Origin of the sequence: Luteitalea pratensis, from assembly GCF_001618865.1 — a bacterium.
GTDB lineage: Bacteria > Acidobacteriota > Vicinamibacteria > Vicinamibacterales > Vicinamibacteraceae > Luteitalea > Luteitalea pratensis.
On the sequence record NZ_CP015136.1, the window covers coordinates 5,477,222 to 5,498,087 of the forward strand.

Here is a 20,866-nt window from a genome sequence, read left to right on the forward strand (position 1 = left end):
TTCAACTCTCAAGGCTCGGTGCCGTCGACGGGGTCTGTGACCGTCGACCTGACTTGTCCGCCGTAGCCTTGGCGAAGGTGGTAGGTCGACGGCTACACCAGGCTCCGTAGGCGTCGGCCCTCACGTCGACGCGCATCAGGCATCAGGCATTAAGCGTTAAGCGTTAGGCGTTATCCTAGTTTCGCCCTATGTTCTCCCGCCCAGCCGACGTGCGCCGGATTCTGCACATCGACATGGACGCGTTCTACGCGTCGGTGGAACAGCGGGATCGTCCCGAGTTGCGCGGCAGGCCGGTCGCCGTCGGCGGACGGCCCGAGAGTCGTGCGGTCGTCTGCGCGGCGTCCTACGAGGCACGGGCGTTCGGTGTGCGGTCGGCCATCCCGATGTCGCGCGCGGTTCGGCTCTGCCCAGACCTGGTCATCGTGCCTACCGACTTCGGCAAGTACCGCGCGGTGTCGCAGGCGGTCTTCGACATCTTCCGGTCGGTGACACCGCTGGTCGAACCGCTGTCGCTCGACGAGGCCTACCTCGATGTGACCGAGAACAGCTGGGGCGAGTCACTTGGCGTCGAGGTGGCGCGGCGGATCAAGCGCGCGATTCACGATCAGACGGGCCTCACGGGATCGGCTGGCGTGGCACCCAACAAGTTCCTCGCCAAGATTGCCTCGGGCTGGCGCAAGCCCGACGGCCTGACCGTGATCGCCCCCGAACGGGTCGAGGCGTTCCTGCAGCACCTCCCGATCGACGCGCTGTGGGGCGTAGGGCCGGTGACGGCCCGGCGCCTTCGCACGCACGGCATCGAGCGCCTCGTCGATGTGCGCGCGGCCGCCGCCGCGACGCTGCACGCGGCCGTCGGCTCGCAGGCGTCATGGCTCACGGCGCTCGCCTGGGGACGTGACGATCGCCGCGTGGTACCCGATCGCGTCGTCAAATCGCACGGCGCCGAGCGTACCTACGCCGAGGACATTCGCGAGCTCGCGCTCATGCGGAGCCAGCTGGATGGCCTCTCGCGCATCTGCGGCGAGTGGCTGTCCCGGAAGGGGCTGCGGGCCGGGACCGTGACGCTGAAGGTGCGGTACGACGATTTCTCCACCGTGACCCGGAGCCTCAGTGCCCCCGGTGGTGTGCACGACACGCCGACAATCACGGCACACGCGCAGCAACTGCTGGACAGGACTGACGCGGCAGTGCGACCGGTGCGCCTGCTCGGCGTGAGTGTCCACAACCTCGTCGATCCATCGGCCGCTTTCGTCGCCGGCGACGGCCTGTTGCCATTCGACGAGGGCGAGCCAACCGAGTGACCGAGTGCTCGACGCCTTATCGTCGTGCGGGCCTGTAGAGCGAGAGATGGTGGCGCTCGAGCCACTGCCGCCGCTCGTCGAGGACCGGCGCGACGGGAAACAACGCGCCGGTGTTCGGCCAGTCGGCTCGCAGGAGGGCCTCACGGCCGAGGATACCGCCGACGTAATGCTGCTCCATGAACGGCAGCGCGTCGCCCCACGCCCGCAAGCCACCCGCCACGATCAGCGACGCAACGACGAGACCGGCACCACGTGCCGCGCGCGACCGGTACGGCGTCCGCACGGTCAGCAGCATCAGCAGCCCGATCCAGAACAGCACCGTGAACACGATGTAACGCGATGCGGTCATCGCGTGCAGTCCCATCGGCACGCGGCCGATTGCGGTGATGGTGCAGGCCGCTCCGGAGAACGCCATGAGTAGCGCCGGCAACAGCCAGGCCTGCTCGCGACGGGACTCGACGTCCCGCCAATGGCCGAACAGCACGACGACGCCCAACAGGATGCCCCCGGCACCGACCGCCGGCATCAGCCAGACGCCGAACGTCTCGCGCAGGAACGCGTGCGGCTCGTACCAGATGGGCAGGCCGAGCGCGAGCAGCGTCCCGTACGTGACGCTCCACAGCGCCTCGAGGGACGAGAAGATCGGCGCCGGCGCCGGCAGCTCTGGAGGCCTGACCATGCCGTGCACGTAGGCGAGGCTGACCAGAACGCCCACGGCGAGCCACGCAGCCGCCTTGGCGGGCCACTGCCGGGGCCGGCGGACCAGGATGGCGACCAGCCCGATGGGCCATCCGGCAAGGCAACTGGCAAAACCTGCCGTGCCGAGGAAGACGAGAGCCGCGGCGGCCGTCAGGCGCGGCCAGGTGATCGCGCGACCGGCAAGGAGGATCAAGGCCGCAGACATGCACGCGGCACCGTTCACCAGGGCAATCTGCCAGCCCTGCAACCAGTTCTCCCATTGCGTGGCGGTCGCCACGAGCGTGCCTGCGCCGGCGACGAAGATCAGCGTGGCCACTCCGGATCTTTGTCGCGAATCGCCCACGCTCTTCACCAGCAGCAGCGCGTGCACGGCCGTGATCACGAGCATCGTCCACAGCTCGTTCCAGTGGTTCCAGCCGCTCAGGAGGACGTTGGCCAGCAGCACGGCGCGAATGACGCTCGGGCGATGCTCGTTGTGAGGTGCCCAGAAGTCCGCCAGCGTGAGCCCACGTTGCTCGCGCCTGCCGAGAAACACGACGAAGTCCCAGATGTCCCAGCGCGGCACGTCGACAAACGACGCTACGCACCAGGTGACGATGGTCAGCCCGAGCAGCGTCAGCGCGAGGCCGGACAACGCCGCCGCGACCCTCGCCTGCCCCGCACGCGCCAGCAGCCACGTCGCGAGCCCGCCAACGGCCACCGGGCCAAGCGTCAGCCACGCAGAGGGACGGAGCGCCGTGGCTGAGACGACAGCCATCGCAAGCACCACCAACGCCCACGCCGCGGCGCCACATGCGATGCGGCGGTACGCCGGCGCGCCATGGCCCGCGGCCCACACGCCTATGAGCCAGGCGAGTGCGCCGAGCACCAATACGCCGCCCGGCGTGTCGATGTCGGCGACCCGGCTGGCGAGATCGCGGTTCTCGATCGTGACCGCCTCGAGGCGTACCCCCAGCGTTCGCGGATCAGCAGGCGGGCGCGTCACCGGGCTGGTGATCGTGACGTCGAGCGGCGCGCGGACGCCGTGCGGCACAGGGATTCGCAGGTCCTCGTACCGGGCGGTCACCTGGTGGCGCGACGGCACGCCGTTGATCCGGATCTCGACCTGATCGGCAGCACGTCCCGGGAAGCCGGCGACGGTCACGACGATGGCTTCGGGCACCGCGCCGAAGCGTCCGGGCCAGCGCACACGCGCGTGCCCCGTCGTCCATCGCATCCAATGGTCGTAGTTCTTCTCGGCCCCGTGCACTCCGATCAGCATCGGCGGCACGAGACCGCCCGGCCGGCCTACCGGGATGACGATGCGTGACGGGACGAGCGCGACGAGGATCAGCACCAGGGCGACGCCGGCGACACACGCGCCGAGCGCCCATTGCAGCCACACGGCCCAAGTGCCTGTGCGCCCCGGAAAGCTCCGTGGTGCAGGCCTCAGCGCGATTGCCACCTCAACGCGGGCCGGCCGGCACCGCGGCCGACGCAGGTTCAGGCGTGAAGTCCTCGCCCGGGTTGATGAAGCGGTCGAGCTCGACGGCGTACTGCCGGTCGTGCAGCTGGCGGTAGCGGCCGTCGAGCGCCATCAACTCGGCATGCGTGCCGCGCTCGGCCACGCGGCCCTCCTCGATCACCAGGATCTGGTTGGAGCTGCGAATCGTGGAGAGACGATGGGCAATGACGAACGTCGTGCGGCCGCGGCGCAGCGATCGCAGGGCTTCCTGGATCTTCGCTTCGCTCTCGCTGTCGAGACTCGAGGTCGCCTCATCCAGGATCAGGATGCGCGGATCGGCAAGGATCGCGCGCGCGATCGCGACCCGCTGGCGCTGGCCGCCCGAGAGGCGGACGCCGCGCTCGCCCACGACGGTCTTGTAGCCCTCGGCGAAGCCATCCACGAACTCATCACAGTAGGCAATCTTCGCGGCGGCGATGACCTCGTCCATCGACGCATGCGGGTTGGCATAGCGGATGTTGTCGGCGATGGTGCCGTCAAACAGGAAGTTCTCCTGCAGCACGATGCCGAGCTGCCCGCGATAACTCGAAAGTTGGATCTCCTGGAGGTCCTGCCCGTCGATCAGCACGCGACCGCGGGTCGGACGGTTGAAGGCCATCACCAGGCTGATCAACGTGCTCTTGCCCGAGCCACTCGACCCGACCAGCGCCGTCGTCGAGTCCGCGGGTGCGTCGAAGGTGACGCCCTTGATGACCGGTACGCCCTCGTTGTACTCGAACCACACGTCCTCGAACGTGACGCGCCCCGCGACGTCGGTCAGCGCGCGCCGGTCGAGGTCCTCGGCATCCTCGGTGGCCATCTTCTTGATCTCGCGGATGCGATCCAGACCGGCGAGGGCTTCGGTGATCTGCGTGCCGATGGAGGCGATCGAGATCATCGGCGCCGCCACGAGTCCGGTGAAGAAGATGTACATGAACAAGTCGCCGAGCGTCATCGTGCCGGCGACGATCGCGCGCCCGCCCATGGTGATCATGATCACGCCGGTGACGCCGATGATCACCGTGCCCATGGCCGTAGTGGCCGACACGCCGGTCATCGACTGGGCGACGTTGCGCAGCAGGCGATGGACGCCCTTGCTGAAGACGATCTCCTCGCGTTTCTCGGCGGTGTAGGCCTTCACGACGCGGATGCCACTCAGGGACTGCGACAGGCGGCCAGTGACCTCGGCGTTGATCTTGCCGCGCTCGCGGAACAGCGGCCGGAGGCGCTTGAAGGCGACGGCCATGATGCCGCCGAACGAGCCGAGCACCACGATCATGACCAGCGTGAGCTGCCAGTTCAGGTAGAAGAGCACACCGAGCGCAATGATCGCGGTGAGCGTGCCGCCAGTGAGTTGCACCAGGCCGGTGCCGACGAGATTGCGAATGCCCTCGGCATCCGACATCACCCGCGAGATGAGCACGCCGGTCTGCACGGTGTCGAAGTACCGCACCGGCAGCCGTGCGACGTGGGCCTGCACCGAACGGCGCATCTCGGTGATCGCCCCCTGGGCGGCGACGCCGAGAACCTGTGACAGCGTGAACGAGGTGGCCGCCTCGATGAGGGTCGCGAGTGCCACGGCGCCTGCCAGTGGCCACAGCAACTCCGACCGCCCCTTGCCAATCACGTCGTCCACAAGGAACTTCGTGGATGCCGGCAGCACGAGACCGACGAGGCGGTTGACCAGCATGAGGCTGAGTCCGAGCGCCAGCCGCGCGCGACTCCTCCAGATCAGGCCCTTGGCCTCTTCCCACGCGTTGCCGTAATCGACCTTCTTTTTCTTCGCGTTCTCGTCGCTCACCGCGCACCCTTCGTCAATGTCACCGCCGTGATCCCGATTCGTGTGCGGGGCGCTTCCCCGTCGAGCGGCGCCCGCTCGATCGCCGTGACCACGTCCATGCCCTCGAGCACGCGGCCGAACGCCGTGTACTTGCCGTCGAGCGACGGAGACGCCGCCGTGCAGATGAAGAACGACGTACTGGCGCTGTCCGGGTCGTCGCCGCGGGCCATGCTCACGATGCCGGCCTCGTGCTTGAGCGCGTTGAACTCGCCCGTGACGGTGCCGACCGCCTTGCGCTGGACCTGGGTGAGCGGCGCCGGGCGCGACGAGAGATCGCCGGCCTGCACCGCGAACTTCGGTACGACACGATGGAACGCCGTGCCGTCGTACACCCCGAGTTGCGCGAGGCGCAGGAAGTTGCGCACGTGCCCCGGCGCCACATCAGGCGCGAAGCCGATCACGATGTTGCCCATCGTGGTGGCGATCGTGGCCCGGTACTGCGCCAGTTCTTCGACCGCGGTCTCGGCAAACGGCGCCGCCGACGCCGCGGGCGTGTCGCGCACGGTCGCACGGGTGATCGTCACGCGTGACGTGAGGCGTCCGCCGGCGTCGAGCGGCGACTGGGAGACCTGCTCGGCGACTTCCAGGCCCTCGACCACCTCGCCGAAAACCGTGAACTGCCCGTCGAGTCCGGGTTGGTCGGTGAGGCAGATGAAGAACTGCGCCCCGGCGCTGTCCGGCTTGTTGGGCTGCAGGACAGCAGCCACGGCTCCGCGCAGGTGCTTGCGGTCGTTGGGCTCGCGCTTCAGCCGATTGAGGCCGCCGGTGCCGTACAGCGCGGTCTTGGTGGGATCCTTCGAGAGCGGATCGCCACCCTGGATGATCCCGAGTGGCACCGCACGATGGAACACGGTGCCGTCGTAGGCGCCGGCCTCGGCCTGATCCAGCAGGTAGCCGACGTGGTTCGGGGCGGCGGCGGCGTCCAGCTGGATGACGATCGCGCCGAGCGTGGTTTCGAGCACGACCTGCTTGTTCTGGAGCGCGTCAGGAGCGCGTTTGGTCGTGTAGAACTGCGGAACGGGGGCCGCCGTTGCCGGTGGTGAGCGGCGAGGCGCCTGCGCCTCGGCCTGCGACGCGACGGCCATCGACGCCGTCAGCAGGCAGGCCACGAGACCCGCCGGTCGCGAAAGCTTCAAGCACAGCACCTCGCGATATTAACGCGGGCACGGACCGCCTGCCCCGACCGGTCGGGCGGGTCGCGCCGGTTGGGTCGCTCCGCGATTCCCTCCCAACCTGAGCGACAATGCGGGCAACCGTGGAAAGGAACCCTCTCCCGATGACCCTCTCGATGCGCGTACACCGTCCCTGGATGGCTGGTGTGATCGCCCTTGCGGTCGTGGCGCCGATCGCCGCTCAGACCCCTTCGCCGACGACGCCCGCAGCGCCGGCGACGGCCCAGCCGGCCGCCGCGCCGCGCAGGATCGTGGTACCGGACGTCGATCGCATCGTGTCCGTGCGCGATCCGCAACGCTCCCCTGACGGCGCCTGGGTGACCTACGGTGTCAGCACCGTCGACGTCGCCACGGACAAGAGCGACAACGACATCTGGATGGCGAAATGGGATGGAAGCGAGCGGCTGCGCCTGACGTCGACGGGCGAGTCCGAGTCGGCGGCGAAATGGAGTCCGGACGGCAAGTGGATTTCCTTCGTTCGCCAGGACGAGAAGAAGAAGGCCCAGGTCTGGACGTTGAGCCGGCTCGGTGGCGAGGCGCAGAAGCTCACGGACGTGGTCGGTGGCGTCTCCGACTACGCGTGGTCGCCTGACAGCGCCCAGCTGGTCGTGACATCACGCGACGTCGATCCCGCCGCGGCCGAAGACAAGCCCGATCGCGCGCCGAAGCCGATCGAGATCGAGACGTTCAAGTTCAAGCGCGATGGCGTCGGCTACGTCGACGGCAAGCTGCGGACGCACCTGTATCTCTTCGACATCGCACGTCGTGCCACGACTGCCCTGACGTCGGGTGCGTTCGACGACACCGCGCCGACCTGGTCGCCCGACGGCACGCAAATCGCCTTCCTGAGCGCGCGATCGGCGATGCGCGAGAAGTCGGCCGTCCGCGAGGTGTACGTGGTCGAGGCGCGCGCTGGGGCGACGCCGCGTCAGCTCAGCGCGAAAGTCGCGCGCCACGGCGAGCCACTCGCATGGAGCCCCGACGGCCAGAAGCTGCTGTACATGGAAGGCGGCGATCCGCGATTAGACGCCTACGAACAGTTCCACGTGGCGGTGGTACCGGCCGCCGGCGGCGCCGCGACGCTCCTGACGCCGACACTCGATCGTCCCGTCAGCGACGCCGTGTGGTCGAAGGACGGTGCTCGCGTGACGTTCGTCGTCGCCGACGATCGCGAGGTGTACGTCGCATCCGTGCCAGCGGCGGGCGGCCCGATCACGCGTGTCACGAAGGGCCAGCAGGTGGTGCGCGCCCTTGCCGAGAGCCCCGCCGACAGCAACTTCGCGGTCACGATGAGTACGCCGACGCAGCCCGAGGAGGTCTATGCGCTCGACCACGGCGCCCTTCGCAAGCTGACCGGTCATAACGACTGGATGGCGAAGGAATTGACGCTCGGGACCGTGAAGCCGGTCGAGTTCACCAACAAGGACGGTGTGCGCATCGGTGGCCTGCTGACGTTGCCGCCCGGCGTCACGGGCGCGTCGAAGCTGCCCTTCGTCCTTCACATCCATGGCGGCCCCAACGGGCAGGACACGTTCGGGTTCATGTTCGACCGTGAATGGATCGCGGCCAATGGCTACGCGGTGCTGCAGGTCAACTATCGCGGCAGCCACGGCCGCGGCCAGGATTTCCAGTCAGCCATCTTCGGCGACTGGGGCAACAAGGAAGTGATGGACCTGCTGGCCGGCGTGGACTGGGCGATCAAGGAAGGCATCGCCGACCCCGCGCGGCTCGGCATCGGCGGCTGGAGCTACGGCGGCATCCTGACCAATTACACGATCGCGAGCGATCCGCGCTTCAAGGGCGCGGTGAGCGGCGCCGGCAGTTCGCTCCAGCTCACCATGTACGGGACCGATCAGTACATCGTCCAGTACGAGAACGAGATGGGCCAGCCGTGGAAGACCATGGACCGCTGGATGAAGGTGTCCTACCCGTTCTTCAAGGTCGAACAGATCAAGACACCGACGATGTTCATGGCTGGCGAGAAGGACTTCAACGTCCCGGCGATTGGCAGCGAGCAGATGTACCAGGCGCTGAAGTCGGTGGGCACGCCCACCCGCCTCGTGATCTATCCGGGTCAGTTCCACGGCATCACCCGGCCCAGCTACCGGCGCCATCGCCTCGAGCAGTGGGTGCAGTGGTTCGACACGTATGTGAAGGGCGCACCAGCCACGACGCCAAAACAGCCGACACCGACCACCAGCGAGGCGCGTTAGGTGGTTGCGCGCGCGCCCCGGGTGGTAGCGGCCGGGCAGGGGTTGCAGTGGGCGAACGAAGGAGTGGAGATCTTCGCCGCCTCCCCGGCAGTGTGGATCGGCATCACCATCCTGTTCATGATGATGGGTGTGGTGCTCTCGATCATTCCGTTCGCGGGCATGCTCTGGAGCGTCGTCGTGCCGATTCACGCCGGCGGGCTGATGCTCGGGTGCCGCGCACTTCGCCAGGGGCAGCCACTGGAAGTCCGCTACCTGTTCAACGGCTTCGAGGCGCCGCGCCTGCAACCGCTCGCACTGGTCGGTGCGCTGTACCTGGCGGCCAGCGTGCTTGTGATGCTCATCGTGATGGTCCCCATCACCCTGCTCGCGCTGAGCGGGACGCTGCTGTCGGCGTTTGCCGTCGGTAACTCCGGCGCGAGCGCCACGTCCCTGGTCGGCGTGGGGCTCGTCGGCGTCGTGATTGCGCTGGTGGTCATGGCCGCCGTCATGCTCTTGTCACTAATGGTGTGGTTCGCTCCTGCGCTGGTCGTGTTCGACGACGTCCCGGCGCTGGAGGCCCTCAAGGCAAGCCTGCACGCCGGATGGACGAACGTCGGCGCGTTCACGGTGTACGGACTCGTGCTGTTGGGGGTCGGATTGGTCGTCATATCGCCCCTCATCGCCGCGATCCTCCTGACCGTCGCTCGCGGCGAGCAGGCAGGCCCGGTCGCCTTCGTCGCCATTGGCGGGACGGCCCTCTTCGCGTGCCTCTGCTTTCTGCCGATGATACCGGCGGCATGGGGCGCGATGTACGCCAGCTACGAGGACATCTTCGGCACAAACACCTGATCAAGGGACAAGGGAGACTATTTCCCTCTCCCTTGTCACTTGTTCAAGTCGGTGAGCGTGGTGGCGCGACGTGTGGCGGGTTCGATGACGAGTGAGGCCATGAGCAGGCACACCGCCAGTCCGGCGGTGACGACGGCGGCAACAAGGCGAACGTCGGCCGCAGCGAGTGCCGTGCCGCCGAGCAGTCCCGCGTAGAGCACGTCGATGCCAGTAGCCACGGGCCACCAACTTCGACGCGTCGCCGCGATCGGGTCGGGGTAATGTCGCGCGCTGAACCACAGGTGAAGCCGCAGGGACGTCGCGATGGCCGCGAGGCAGACCAGCGCGAGGTGTGCGAGCGCTCGCCAGCGATCGGGCAGGGTGGTGACGACGAGCCATCCGGGCCACAACAAGCCGATATAGAGCGCCGCCGTGACCGCCTGGTGCACGTCCCACCATTTCGATGTCACCGTCACCGTTGGTAGGGACGGCTGTCCCAGCCGTCCATCTCCGCGAGGTGCGCTGCCGTCGTGCGTCCGAGGGTCAGGCGCGTGATCCGGTGATGGACCGCTCGGAGAGCGGTCCCTACCAGAAGAGCGGTCCCTACCAGAAGCGCGGCCCTCACCAGAAGAGCGGTCCTCACCAGAAGAGCGGTCCTCACCAGAAGAGCGGTCCTCACCAGAAGAGCGGTCCCTCCCAGAAGGGCGGTCCTTACCAGAAGTGCGGTCCCTATCGTGGAACGGTGAGGCATCCAACGCGTCGATCACATCGCGCATCGACGCGAATCGATCCTCGGGCCGCCGCGCGAGGCAACGATGCACGAGCACGACATCGTCTACCGACAGCTGCGGCGCAACGGCCGCCAGGGGCCGCGGTTCATCGCGCAGCATGCGGGCCCACACGCCCGCGAGCGGGCCATCGCCGTACGGCAACCGGCCACTCGCGGCTTCGTACAGGACCAGCCCGAACGCGAATTGATCGGACAACATCGTCGCTGGTCCGCCTTCGAGCTGCTCGGGTGCCTGCGCGAGCGGCGTACCGGCGGACTGTCCCGCACGCGTGAGCCGTGTGTCGCCGCCGTTGGCCTGCGCCAGCGCAATCCCGAAGTCGACGAGACGCAGTCCGTCGGCGCCGAGCACGATGTTGCTGCTCTTGACGTCGCGATGAATCACCTGCGCGGCGTGCGCGGCGGCCAACGCCGACGCCAGGGCTCGGGCGAGCGCGTGCCAGCGCGCACGATCCAGCGGCCCGTGATCGCGGAGCACTTCGGCCAGCGTCGGCCCTTCGACGTACTCGGCGACGATCACCAGCGTGTCGCCGAGTTCCTCGAGCGCGTGGACCGAAACGATGTGAGGGTGACGCAACTGCGCCGCGGTACGTGCCTCGCGCTGGAGACGGGCGCGGGCTCGCGGATCGCGCGCCGTTGCCGCCGGCAGGACCTTCAGCGTGACACGGCGACCGAGGCGCGTGTCGACGCCGACATAGAGGACGCCCATGCCGCCGCGTGCCAGGAGGCGCTCGATGCGATAGGGACCAAGCGACGCGCCGGGCTCGAACGCGTGCCCGCCCGCTTCGTCCAGCAGGTCGGCCGGCTGGACCGGTGCGCCACGTTCGAGAAAGGCGTCCTCGCGGTCGGCTTCGAGCAGGGACAGGACCTCCGCGCACACGACGGGATCGTCGGCGCCCTCACGCGTCACGAATGCTGCCCTCTCACCGTCTGGCAGCGCGCGGGCTACGCCGAACAGCGCGGTGACGCGTTGCCATTGCGCCGCGGTCACGAGTCGCCGTGCGCCTCGAGTCGTCGACGCAGCCAGGCGCGGGCAAGCGCCCAGTCGCGCTTGGCCGTCGCCGGCGCGACATGGAGTTCCACGGACGCCTCCTCGATCGTGAGCCCGCCGAAGTACCGCAGTTCCACGAGGCGGGCCTGGCGAGGCTCCAGTGCCGCCAGCGCCTCGAGCGCCTCGTCGAGAGCCTCGACGTCAGGATCACCCTGGGGCGATGCGGCTGCATCCTCAACGAGCGTGACCCGCAAGTGATCGCCGCCACGCTTCAGCGCCTTGTGAGCGCGGGCCTGCTCGACGAGAATCTGCCGCATCGCATTGGCGGCGATGGCGCTGAAGTGCGCGCGGTTCTGCCACGACGTGTTGGCCTCGCGCAGCAGCCGCACGTAGGCCTCGTGCACGAGGGCGGTGGGTTGCAGGGTCAGATCCGGCCGCTCGCCACGAACGTAATGGCCGGCCAGGCGGCGCAGTTCCTGGTAGACCTCCGGCCACACGGCATCCAGGGCCTCCTGCCCCCGCGACCGCGGTCCCTCGGGCTCCTGCTCGGCCATCGCGGCATTGTAGTGGGTCGTCAGCAGCAGGGAGCCCATCCCTTCTGTTCTAAGCTGTCCCTGCATGACAGGCGATGTGACGCTCGAGACCCTGGGATGGGATGCCCGCTGGATCGAGGTGTGGAAGGCGCATCGCCCTGAGGGCGAGGACAGCCTGCCGGCGCGTGTCGTCCTCGAAAGTCAGCACATCTATCGCGTGCACACGGGCGAGGTCGAGGTCCTGGCGCGCGTCACCGGACGCGTACGGCACAAGCTGGAATCGCGCGAGGCATTTCCGGCCGTGGGTGACTGGATCGCGCTGAGACCGGCCGCACCGGCCGAGGAGATGGGCCGGATCGTCGAGGTCCTCCCGCGTCGCGGTCGTTTCGTGCGCAGGGCCGCCGGGACCACGACCGAGGCTCAGGTCGTCGCCGCCAACGTGGACGTGGTGTTCCTCGTCAGCGGGCTCGATCACGACTTCAACGTGCGCCGCATTGAACGCTACCTGCTCGCCGCACTCGAGGGAGGTGCCTCACCGGTCGTCGTGCTCAACAAGGCCGACCTGCCTCGCGACGTCGACCAGGTCCGCGCCGAACTCGGTCCCGTGGCCGGCCAGTTCCCGGTCGAACTGGTCAGCGCCCATTCGGGGCAGGGACTCGACGCCTTGCGCGGCCACATCGGTCCGGGGCGGACAGCGGCGTTTCTCGGATCATCGGGCGTCGGCAAGTCGACCCTGATCAATCGCCTGATTGGCCGCGACGTGCAACGGACCGCAGAGGTCCGCGAGAGCGACAGCAAAGGCCGGCACACCACGACGCACCGCGAGCTCGTGATCCTGCCTGGCGGTGGCCTGCTGATCGACACGCCAGGCATGCGCGAATTGCAGCTCTGGGATGTCTCGACGGGGCTCGACGATGCCTTCGAGGACATCACGGCGCTCAGCATCGACTGCCGCTTCCGTGACTGCACGCACGACACCGAACCCGAGTGCGCGGTGAAGGCGGCGGTCGCGGAAGGTCGCGTCGCGGCCGAACGGCACGCCAACTACTTGCGCCTTCGCAAGGAAGTGACCAGCAAGCCGGTCGAGGAAGCCGACCTGAAGGCGGCAGCGGAACGCCGCCGCGAGGGACGGGTCGCGTCGAAGGCGCTAAAAAAGCTGTACGCAGATAGGAACAAATAGGTCTCAGGGCTCAGGTCTCAGGCTTCCGTCAGGCTCGAGACCTGAGACCTGAGACTTGAGACATCACGCTCTACCCGACACCTTGCGGACGGGCAGCTCCCGCATCCGCTGACCCGTGGCCGCGAAGATCGCATTGGCGATCGCCGGCGCGATCACCGGCACACCGGGCTCGCCCACGCCGGCAGGCGGCGCGGTGCTCTGGACCACGTGCACGTGTGCCTGCTTCGGCGCATTGTCCTGCCGCGCGAGGACGTAGTTGGCAAAGTTGCTCTGATCGATCTTCCCGCCCGAGGCGGTGATCTCGCTGAGCAGCGCGATGCTCGTGCCGAAGACCGCCGCGCCCTCGAACTGCGCCACGACGCGGTCCGGGCTGACGATCGTGCCCGCATCGACGGCGATGTCGACACGCGGGATCGTGACCTGTCCGCGAGCGTTGACCTCCACCTCGACGACAGCGGCAATGTAGCTGTAGAAGCTGTAGTGCGCAGCGATGCCGAGCGCGCGACCCGGCGCCGCCGGCTTCTTCGCCCAGCCGGATTTCTCCGCGACCAGTTCGATCACCCGGCGCAGGCGCGCCGTGTCGAACGGATGCTTCGGTTCGCCCTTGAACCCCTTCACACCTTCAGCGGCGAGGTCGATCACACGCGGCTGCCCAATCAGCTTCAGGAGGTACTCGACGCGATCCGCCTTGGCGAGCGCCGCGAGTTCGTCAGTGAAGCTCTGGACGGCGAACGCATGATGGATGTGCGCGACCGACCGCAGCCAGCCGATACGGACCGGTGACGGAGCGGGATTGTTCTCCACGCGCAGGTTCGCAATCGGATACGGGATGTCGGTGAACCCCATGCCGACCTGAAAGCTGCCGTATCGCTCCTTCTCGTCGAAGGTCGACCCGATCGGCGGGAACGCTGTGCGCTGCAGCCAGGCGTTCGGCAGGCCGCTCGTGCCCACGGACGCCTTCAGGTACTGTGCCGATGGCGCATGGAAGTAGTCGAATTGCAGGTCGTCCTCCCGCGTCCACACCACCTTCACGGGCTTGCCGACCTGCCTGGCAAGTAGCGCCGCCTCGGCGGCGTAATCAGGCTTGGACTTGCGGCCGAACCCGCCACCGAGGAGCGTGACGTGACAGGTCACGTCGGCCGGCGGGATGCCCAGCGCGTCGCCGACGGTATCCTGCACCGCCTGCGGGTTCTGCGTGCAGGTCCAGACCTCCGCCTTGCCGCCCCGCACTTCGGCGACCGCCATGGGCGGCTCCATTGGCGCGTGCGCCAGCATCGGCGTGTAGTACGTCGCCTCGTGCGTCGTGCCCGTGCCGATCGTCGCGTCGACGTTGCCCTGCTCGCGCTCGACCTTGCCAGGCGTCTTGACGATGTCCATCAGCATCGTGCGGAACGAGGCAGAGTCGAACGACGCATTCGGGCTCGCCGACCATGTCGCCTTCAGCGCATTGCGGCCCTGCATCGACGCCCACGTGCTCGTGCCAATCACCGCGACGCCGCCGAGCGCCTTGAACATGTACGGCGGTTTCGCTTCCGGCAGCTTGACGACATCGGTCACGCCGGCGACCTTGCGCGCCGCCGCATCGTCGACCGCCGTCAGCGCACTACCGAGCACGGGCGGCCGCGAGATCGACGCGAAGACCATGCCGGGACGATCGACGTCGGCGCCGTAGATGCCCTGTCCCTTGACGATCCCGTCGAGGTCGGTAGAGGGAATGGGCTTGCCGATGTAACGGTACGACTCGGCTTTCTTGAACTGGAGCGAAGCGGCGTCAGGGACGGGCAGCGTGCGGGCGGTCGCGACGAGTGCGCCGAAGCCGAGCGACCTGCCGCTGCTCGCGTGGACCACCGCGTGGTTGCGGGCCGCGACTTCGCCAACCAGTACGTTCCACGTCTTCGCGGCTGCCTGTTCGAGCATCGTGCGCGCGGTGGCGCCGGCGACGCGCATCGGCTCGTAGAAGTCCTTGATCGAACAGGAGCCGTCGGTGTTCTGCGACCCGTACTTCTTGTCGCCGAGGGCCTGCACGATTGTCACGCGCGCCCAGTCGGCGTCGAGTTCGTCGGCCACGACGAGAGGCAGCGACGTGCGGATGCCGGTGCCCATCTCGGAGCGGTGCGCGACGATCTGCACGAGTCCGTCGGGCAGGATGGCGAGATAGACGCCGGGCTCCCAGGGTCCCTGCGCGAGTGCGTCCTGCGAGAACACCGACACCGGCACCAGGCGGGTGCCGAGCACGAAGGCCCCGGCCGCCGCAGTGCCTCCGAGAAACGCGCGACGCGAGAGCACCGGGCTCATCCCTGCCTCCCGGCCGCCTGCGCGTCCTTGATGGCGGCACGAATGCGCTGGTACGTGCCACACCGGCACAGGATCGGCTCCATGTAGGTCTCGATCTGCGCCTCGGTTGCGTTGGGCCGCGTTGCCAGCAGCGCGGCCGCCTGCATGATCTGGCCGCTCTGGCAGTAGCCGCACTGCGGCACCTGGTGCTTCTTCCAGGCGGTCTGCAGGGGATGCTCGTCGTCCGCGGGCGCGAGTCCCTCGATGGTCACGATTTTCTTGCCCGCCACGCTCGACACGGGAGTGGCGCAGGCGCGAACGGGTTGCCCGTCCATGTGGACGGTGCAGGCGCCGCACAGCCCGATCCCGCACGAGTACTTCGTGCCGGTCAGCTTGAGCGTGTCTCGCAGGACCCACAGGAGCGGCGTCTGGGCATCGCCCTCGAACGTGCGCGCTTCCCCGTTGACGGAGAACCGGACCACCGAGGTGGCAGGACTGGACGGCTGAGTCATGGAGGGCTCATTCTAGCCCGACGGCACGAACAGGCTCGCCAAGTATTGCCGGAATGCTGCGAATGCCGCGAGTGTCGAAACCGGAGTGGACGCAGTAGGCGTCGACCTTCAGGTCGACGCACGTGGACTGACGCGTCGGCGTCACCGTCTGCCGACCTGAAGATCGGCAGCTACGCGTGCTGGATCATCGACCGGTGGCGGCAGCGCGTCGAGCAAGCTCGACGCCTACACGAACACTCAACGCTGGGCGCTTCATCAATGCTGGAATGCCGGAAGGCCGCGAATGTCGAAGGCAGATCGCGCGGCCGACGACGGGGCCCCGCTGTGATGCAGCGGTCGACCTTGGTCGACCGGCTCTGTGTTGGGCGTTCGGCGCGCTGACGGTGGGCCTAAGGCGTTAAGCGTTAGGCGTCAGGCGTCAGGCGTTAATGAACGCCCTGCCCCACCTGCAGGCTGCCCGGGCCGGTACCGAGCCGGCGTAGCGCCTGGTCCCACATCTCGTCGGCCGGCGTGTCGAAGATCAGCACCGGATCGACGTCGACCGTGAGCCACGCGGATGCGGCCAGTTCCTGGTCCAGCTGACCTGGACCCCAGCCCGCGTACCCGGTCAGCACGCGCGTCCGCACCGGCGTCTCCTGGATGACCTTCCGGAGCAGTTCGATGGACGTCGAGATGTACAGGTCGGGTGCGATCTGCGTCTGGGCGTCCTCGTCGACGGGTTGCCCGAGCAGGATCCACCCGCGCTGCGGCTCGACCGGACCGCCGGTCCACAGCAGGGGGCCCTGGTGGACTTCGATCGGCGGATCGAAGGCGACGGCCTCGGCCGCCGCCGTCGTCGTCGGGCGGTTGAGGATCAGCCCGAAGGCACCCTCGGCCGAGTGATCGCAGAGCAGCACGACCGTCCGCTCGAAGTTCTCGTCCAGCATCTGCGGCATGGACAGGAGAAGGGTGGGCGCCAGGCTCGAGGACTCCCGTTGCGCGCGCATTGGTAGATTCTACGGTAGGGCCCGCTTTCCGAGCGCGGCCCTTTTGGCCGGGTTGGCCGCCTCCGCCAAGGCTTCGGCGGCCAGGGGACAACCGGCCCTACCTTCGCAATTGTTCAATCCGCGTTCGTGCCCACGCCACATGCTCGATCACCACGGCGTGCGCGAGGGAGGGATCAATCACGGGGTCGCGCTGCTCGAACAGGGCGGCGTGGGCCGCAGGGTCGCCACTGGCAGCGATCGCGAGTGCGAGATTGCGACGGATCCGCCACACCTTCGTGCGATACATCGGGCTGTGCCTGATCGCCACCTGCAGTTGCTCGTCGGTGGCGCGCCACAACCCGGCGAGCGTTGCCTGGTTCCACAGCGGCCGCGCGACCCACACGGGATCCTCGGTGACCGTGACACCCGTGTTCCAGGGGCACACGTCCTGGCAGAGGTCGCATCCGTAGACCTGCGAGCCCACCCAGTCGCGTTGCGCGGGCGCGATGCCCTCGTGCGACTCGATCGTGATGTAGGACAGGCACCGCGTCGCGTCGACGACATAGGGCTCGACGATGGCGTTGGTGGGGCAGACATCGAGGCACCGCGTGCAGGTCCCGCAGCGATCGGGCACGGAGCTGCCGGCCGGCAGATCCAGCGTGGTGAGGATCACCGACAGAAAAAGCCATGAGCCGAGTTCCTGGTTGATCAGGCAGGTGTGCTTGCCGATCCACCCGAGCCCCGCTGCGGCGGCGAGCGCCTTCTCCTGCACCGGGCCGGTATCGACGTAGCCGACCGCGTCGAATGCGCCATCGGCATGCTCCTTCAACCAGCCGATCAGCAGGTGCTGCCGGCGTCCGAGCACCTGGTGGTAGTCCTCGCCCCACGCGTACCGCGCGATGTTCGCGATTCCCGGCGCCTCGCGATCGCGCGAGAGCGGCGCCTCGGTGTGGTAGATCGTGCCGGTCACGATCGCGGAACGGGCCCCGGGCAGGACGCGCTCCGGCTCGATGCGCGCGTCCGCGCTGCGCATCACGTAGTGGAGGTCGCCCGCGTAGCCCTTGGCCACCCACTCGCGCAGGTAGTCCAGCCGCGCCACCTGCTGGACCTGTGCGACGCCACAGAGGTCGAACCCGAGCGTCAGTGCGTGCGCTCTCAGTGCATCAAGGGAGAGCATTGCCGGCCTTCAGCACGAAAACATCACCGGCCTTCGTCGTTCGGCCTTCGGCCGTCGGAAAGACATCTGGGTCGGATCGTGGCGAGACAGGAACGCCGGGCTGGGACAGCCCGGCGCTACCCTTCCGTCACTGCTGAAATCTCAAGCTCCTGAGGCAGGCACTCGACATTCCGGCATTCGGCATTTCGGCATTCCCGCCGTGGTGAGCCAGCTACTGCTTCTTCACCAACTGGCGAACCACGTACGGAAGAATGCCGCCATGCCGGTACGCGTTCAGCTCTTCCGGTGTGTCCACCCGTACACGCACCGTGAAGGTCTTGATGCGGCCGTCCTCGGCTTTCGCCGTGATCGCCAGCTGGCCGCGCGGCTGCAGCTGCGCCAGCGCGATGTCGAACACCTCGCGACCATTCAGGCCAAGGCTGGCCGCGCTCTCGCCATCCTTGAACTGCAGCGGCAGCACGCCCATGTTGACGAGGTTGCTGCGGTGGATGCGCTCGAAGCTTTCCGCAATCACCGCGCGCACGCCGAGCAGGCGCGTCCCCTTGGCCGCCCAGTCGCGTGACGAGCCGGATCCGTATTCCTTACCCGCGATGACCATCAGCGGCACGCCCGCCGCCTGGTACTTCATCGAGGCATCGAAGATGCTCATCTGCTCGTCACCGGGCAGGTAGAGCGTGACCCCGCCTTCGGTCCCCGGCGCGATCTGGTTGCGCAGGCGGATGTTGGCAAACGTGCCCCGCATCATCACGTCGTGGTGCCCGCGACGCGCGCCGTACTGGTTGAAGTCGCGCGGCTGCACGCCATGGGCGATCAGGTACTTGCCCGCGGGGCTGTCGGCCTTGATCGATCCCGCCGGCGAGATGTGATCGGTCGTGACGCTGTCGCCGAGCAGGGCCAGCACGCGCGCGCCGGAGACGTCGGTGATCGGCGCCGGCTCGAGGGTCATGCCCTCGAAGTAGGGCGGGTTGGCGATGTAGGTCGAGGCGTCCTTCCACGCGAACCGATCGCCCTGCGGCGCGGGCAGGGCCTGCCACCGCTTGTCGCCCTTGAACACGTCGGCGTAGCGGCGCTGGTACATCTCCGACTGCACGGCCGCCAGCATGGTCTGCTGCACTTCCTGCTGCGTCGGCCAGATGTCCTTCAGGTACACGTCCTTGCCGGCCTGATCCCTCCCGAGCGGCTCCTTCGTGATGTCCACGGTCATGCTGCCGGCCAGCGCGTACGCGACCACCAGCGGCGGCGACGCGAGATAGTTCGCGCGCACCTGCGGCTGGATGCGTCCCTCGAAGTTCCGGTTGCCACTCAGGACCGAGCAGACGACGAGATCCTTCTCGTCGATCAGCGCCGCGACGTCGTCGGGCAGCGGACCGCTGTTGCCAATGCACGTCGTGCAGCCATAGCCCACCAGGTTGAAGCCCAGGGCGTCGAGGTAGGTGTTCAGCCCGGACTTCTCGTAATACTCCGTCACGACCTGCGAGCCGGGCGCGAGCGACGTCTTCACCCAGGGCTTGCTCGTCAGGCCCTTCTCCACCGCCTTCTTCGCGACCAGGCCGGCGGCAATCATCACGCTCGGGTTCGAGGTATTCGTGCAGCTCGTGATCGCCGCGACGACGACGGCGCCGTGATCGACCTGGGCCGCCCACGCCGGCGCATGCACGGCGAGTGCGGCGGCCGTTCCGCCCCCGCCACCCTTCTTCTTCGGCTCGGCCAGCATCGCCGCCAGCGACGTACCGAACGAGGCCTTGGCGTTGTTCAGCGGCACGCGGTCCTGCGGACGACGCGGTCCCGACAGGCTGGGCTCCACCGTGGCGAGGTCGAGTTCGATCGTGTTGGTGTACACGGGGTCGAGCGTCTCTTCGGTGCGATAGAGCTGCTGCGCGCGCGCGTATGCCTCGACCAGCGCCACCTGCGACGCCGACCGGCCGGTGAGCCGGAGGAAGTCCAGCGTCATGTCGTCGATCGGGAAGATCGCGATCGTCGAGCCGTATTCGGGCGACATGTTGCCGATGGTCGCGCGGTCCGCGATGGTCAGGTGGCTCAGGCCGGGACCGTAGAACTCGACGAACTTGCCGACCACCCCGTGCTTGCGGAGGCGTTCGGTGATCGTGAGCACCAGGTCGGTCGCGGTGATGCCTTCCTGCAACTTGCCGGTGAGCTTGAAGCCGACGACGTCCGGAATCAGCATCGAGGACGGCTGGCCGAGCATCGCGGCCTCGGCCTCGATGCCGCCGACGCCCCACCCCACCACACCGAGCCCGTTCACCATCGTCGTGTGCGAGTCGGTGCCGAAGAGGGTGTCGGGGAACACGTGGGTCTGCCCGTCGACGTCCTCGCGGCAGACGACGCGCGCGAGGTACTCGACATTGACCTGGTGGACGATGCCCGTGCCCGGTGGCACGACACGGAAGTTCGAGAACGCGTTCTGGCCCCAGCGCAGGAACTCGTAGCGTTCGCCGTTGCGCTGGTACTCGAGATCGACGTTGAGCGCGAAGCTGTCGCCCTGTCCGAAATGGTCGACTTGAACCGAGTGATCGATGACCAGTTCCACAGGCTGGAGCGGGTTCACGCGGGACGGATCGCCTCCCAGCTTGACCACGCCGTCACGCATGGCCGCGAGGTCGACCACGGCCGGGACGCCCGTGAAGTCCTGGAGCAGGACGCGGGCGGGCATGAACGCGATCTCCCGCTGGGCGCCCCCCTTGACGTCCCACCCGGCAAGGGTCGCGACGTCCTCCTTCTTGACGAACGCGCCGTCTTCCTTGCGCAACAGGTTCTCCAGCAGGATGCGCAGCGAATACGGCAGCGTCGCCACCCCGGGGAACCCGGCCGCCTCGAGGGACGGCAGGCTGTAGTAGTGCACGGTCTCGCTTCCGACCGTGAGAGTGCGGCGCGTCTTGAAGGAGTCGGACATACAGCCGCCGATCGTATCAAA

General features: G+C 67.9%; 14 protein-coding genes. 4 read left to right on the forward strand and 10 right to left on the reverse strand.

Going from position 1 to position 20,866, the window contains the following annotated elements:
* The first annotated feature begins 188 nt into the window (after positions 1-188).
* On the forward strand, positions 189-1,301 hold the full coding sequence (gene dinB, locus LuPra_RS23005; protein ID WP_110172923.1) for a DNA polymerase IV: 1,113 nt from the start codon (positions 189-191) through the stop codon (positions 1,299-1,301).
* Between the two features lie 16 nt (positions 1,302-1,317).
* Here dinB and LuPra_RS23010 read toward each other — a convergent pair whose 3' ends face one another.
* The 3 genes from LuPra_RS23010 to LuPra_RS23020 form a co-directional block, all read right to left on the reverse strand.
* Positions 1,318-3,384, reverse strand: a complete 2,067-nt coding sequence (locus LuPra_RS23010) for a hypothetical protein (RefSeq protein WP_110172924.1) — start codon at positions 3,382-3,384, stop codon at positions 1,318-1,320.
* Positions 3,385-3,445: 61 nt separating this feature from the next.
* Complete coding sequence (locus tag LuPra_RS23015; protein WP_234800517.1) at positions 3,446-5,284, reverse strand: ABC transporter ATP-binding protein; 1,839 nt, start codon at positions 5,282-5,284, stop codon at positions 3,446-3,448.
* Positions 5,281-6,459 (reverse strand): peptidylprolyl isomerase, encoded by a 1,179-nt coding sequence (locus LuPra_RS23020; RefSeq protein ID WP_157899561.1) that lies wholly within the window; start codon positions 6,457-6,459, stop codon positions 5,281-5,283. Before LuPra_RS23020 ends, LuPra_RS23015 begins: the two co-directional genes overlap by 4 nt.
* Before the next feature lie 152 nt (positions 6,460-6,611).
* On the opposite strand from LuPra_RS23020, the gene LuPra_RS23025 reads away from it, so the two are divergent.
* Both LuPra_RS23025 and LuPra_RS23030 read left to right on the forward strand, forming a co-directional pair.
* The gene (locus tag LuPra_RS23025; protein ID WP_234800518.1) at positions 6,612-8,708 is read left to right on the forward strand and encodes a S9 family peptidase; all 2,097 of its coding nucleotides are present in this window, start codon (positions 6,612-6,614) and stop codon (positions 8,706-8,708) included.
* Positions 8,709-9,536, forward strand: a complete 828-nt coding sequence (locus LuPra_RS23030; RefSeq protein WP_157899562.1) for a BPSS1780 family membrane protein — start codon at positions 8,709-8,711, stop codon at positions 9,534-9,536.
* Positions 9,537-9,571: 35 nt separating this feature from the next.
* Here LuPra_RS23030 and LuPra_RS23035 read toward each other — a convergent pair whose 3' ends face one another.
* Both LuPra_RS23035 and LuPra_RS23040 read right to left on the reverse strand, forming a co-directional pair.
* Positions 9,572-11,293, reverse strand: coding sequence for a serine/threonine-protein kinase (locus tag LuPra_RS23035; RefSeq protein WP_110172927.1), 1,722 nt, complete (start codon positions 11,291-11,293; stop codon positions 9,572-9,574).
* Positions 11,290-11,886, reverse strand: a complete 597-nt coding sequence (locus LuPra_RS23040; protein ID WP_234800519.1) for an ECF-type sigma factor — start codon at positions 11,884-11,886, stop codon at positions 11,290-11,292. Before LuPra_RS23040 ends, LuPra_RS23035 begins: the two co-directional genes overlap by 4 nt.
* Before the next feature lie 25 nt (positions 11,887-11,911).
* Here LuPra_RS23040 and rsgA point away from each other — a divergent pair, with 25 nt between their 5' ends.
* Entirely contained in the window at positions 11,912-13,006 is a 1,095-nt protein-coding gene (gene rsgA, locus LuPra_RS23045; protein WP_110172928.1) for a ribosome small subunit-dependent GTPase A, read from the forward strand.
* A gap of 63 nt (positions 13,007-13,069) precedes the next feature.
* Here rsgA and LuPra_RS23050 read toward each other — a convergent pair whose 3' ends face one another.
* The 5 genes from LuPra_RS23050 to acnA all read right to left on the reverse strand — a co-directional run bounded on the left by LuPra_RS23050 (position 13,070) and on the right by acnA (position 20,845).
* A complete protein-coding gene (locus tag LuPra_RS23050; RefSeq protein WP_110172929.1) occupies positions 13,070-15,301 on the reverse strand; it encodes a xanthine dehydrogenase family protein molybdopterin-binding subunit in 2,232 nt (743 codons plus the stop codon).
* On the reverse strand, positions 15,298-15,792 hold the full coding sequence (locus LuPra_RS23055) for a (2Fe-2S)-binding protein (protein ID WP_110172930.1): 495 nt from the start codon (positions 15,790-15,792) through the stop codon (positions 15,298-15,300). Before LuPra_RS23055 ends, LuPra_RS23050 begins: the two co-directional genes overlap by 4 nt.
* Positions 15,793-16,217: 425 nt before the next feature.
* On the reverse strand, positions 16,218-16,778 hold the full coding sequence (locus LuPra_RS23060; protein WP_110172931.1) for a YqgE/AlgH family protein: 561 nt from the start codon (positions 16,776-16,778) through the stop codon (positions 16,218-16,220).
* A 97-nt stretch (positions 16,779-16,875) separates the two neighbouring features.
* Positions 16,876-17,934 carry a tRNA epoxyqueuosine(34) reductase QueG gene (gene queG / locus LuPra_RS23065; RefSeq protein ID WP_110172932.1) on the reverse strand — a complete coding sequence of 353 codons (1,059 nt, stop codon included), beginning with the start codon at positions 17,932-17,934 and terminating at the stop codon, positions 16,876-16,878.
* A gap of 211 nt (positions 17,935-18,145) precedes the next feature.
* On the reverse strand, positions 18,146-20,845 hold the full coding sequence (gene acnA, locus LuPra_RS23070) for an aconitate hydratase AcnA (RefSeq protein WP_110172933.1): 2,700 nt from the start codon (positions 20,843-20,845) through the stop codon (positions 18,146-18,148).
* Positions 20,846-20,866: the final 21 nt, after the last annotated feature.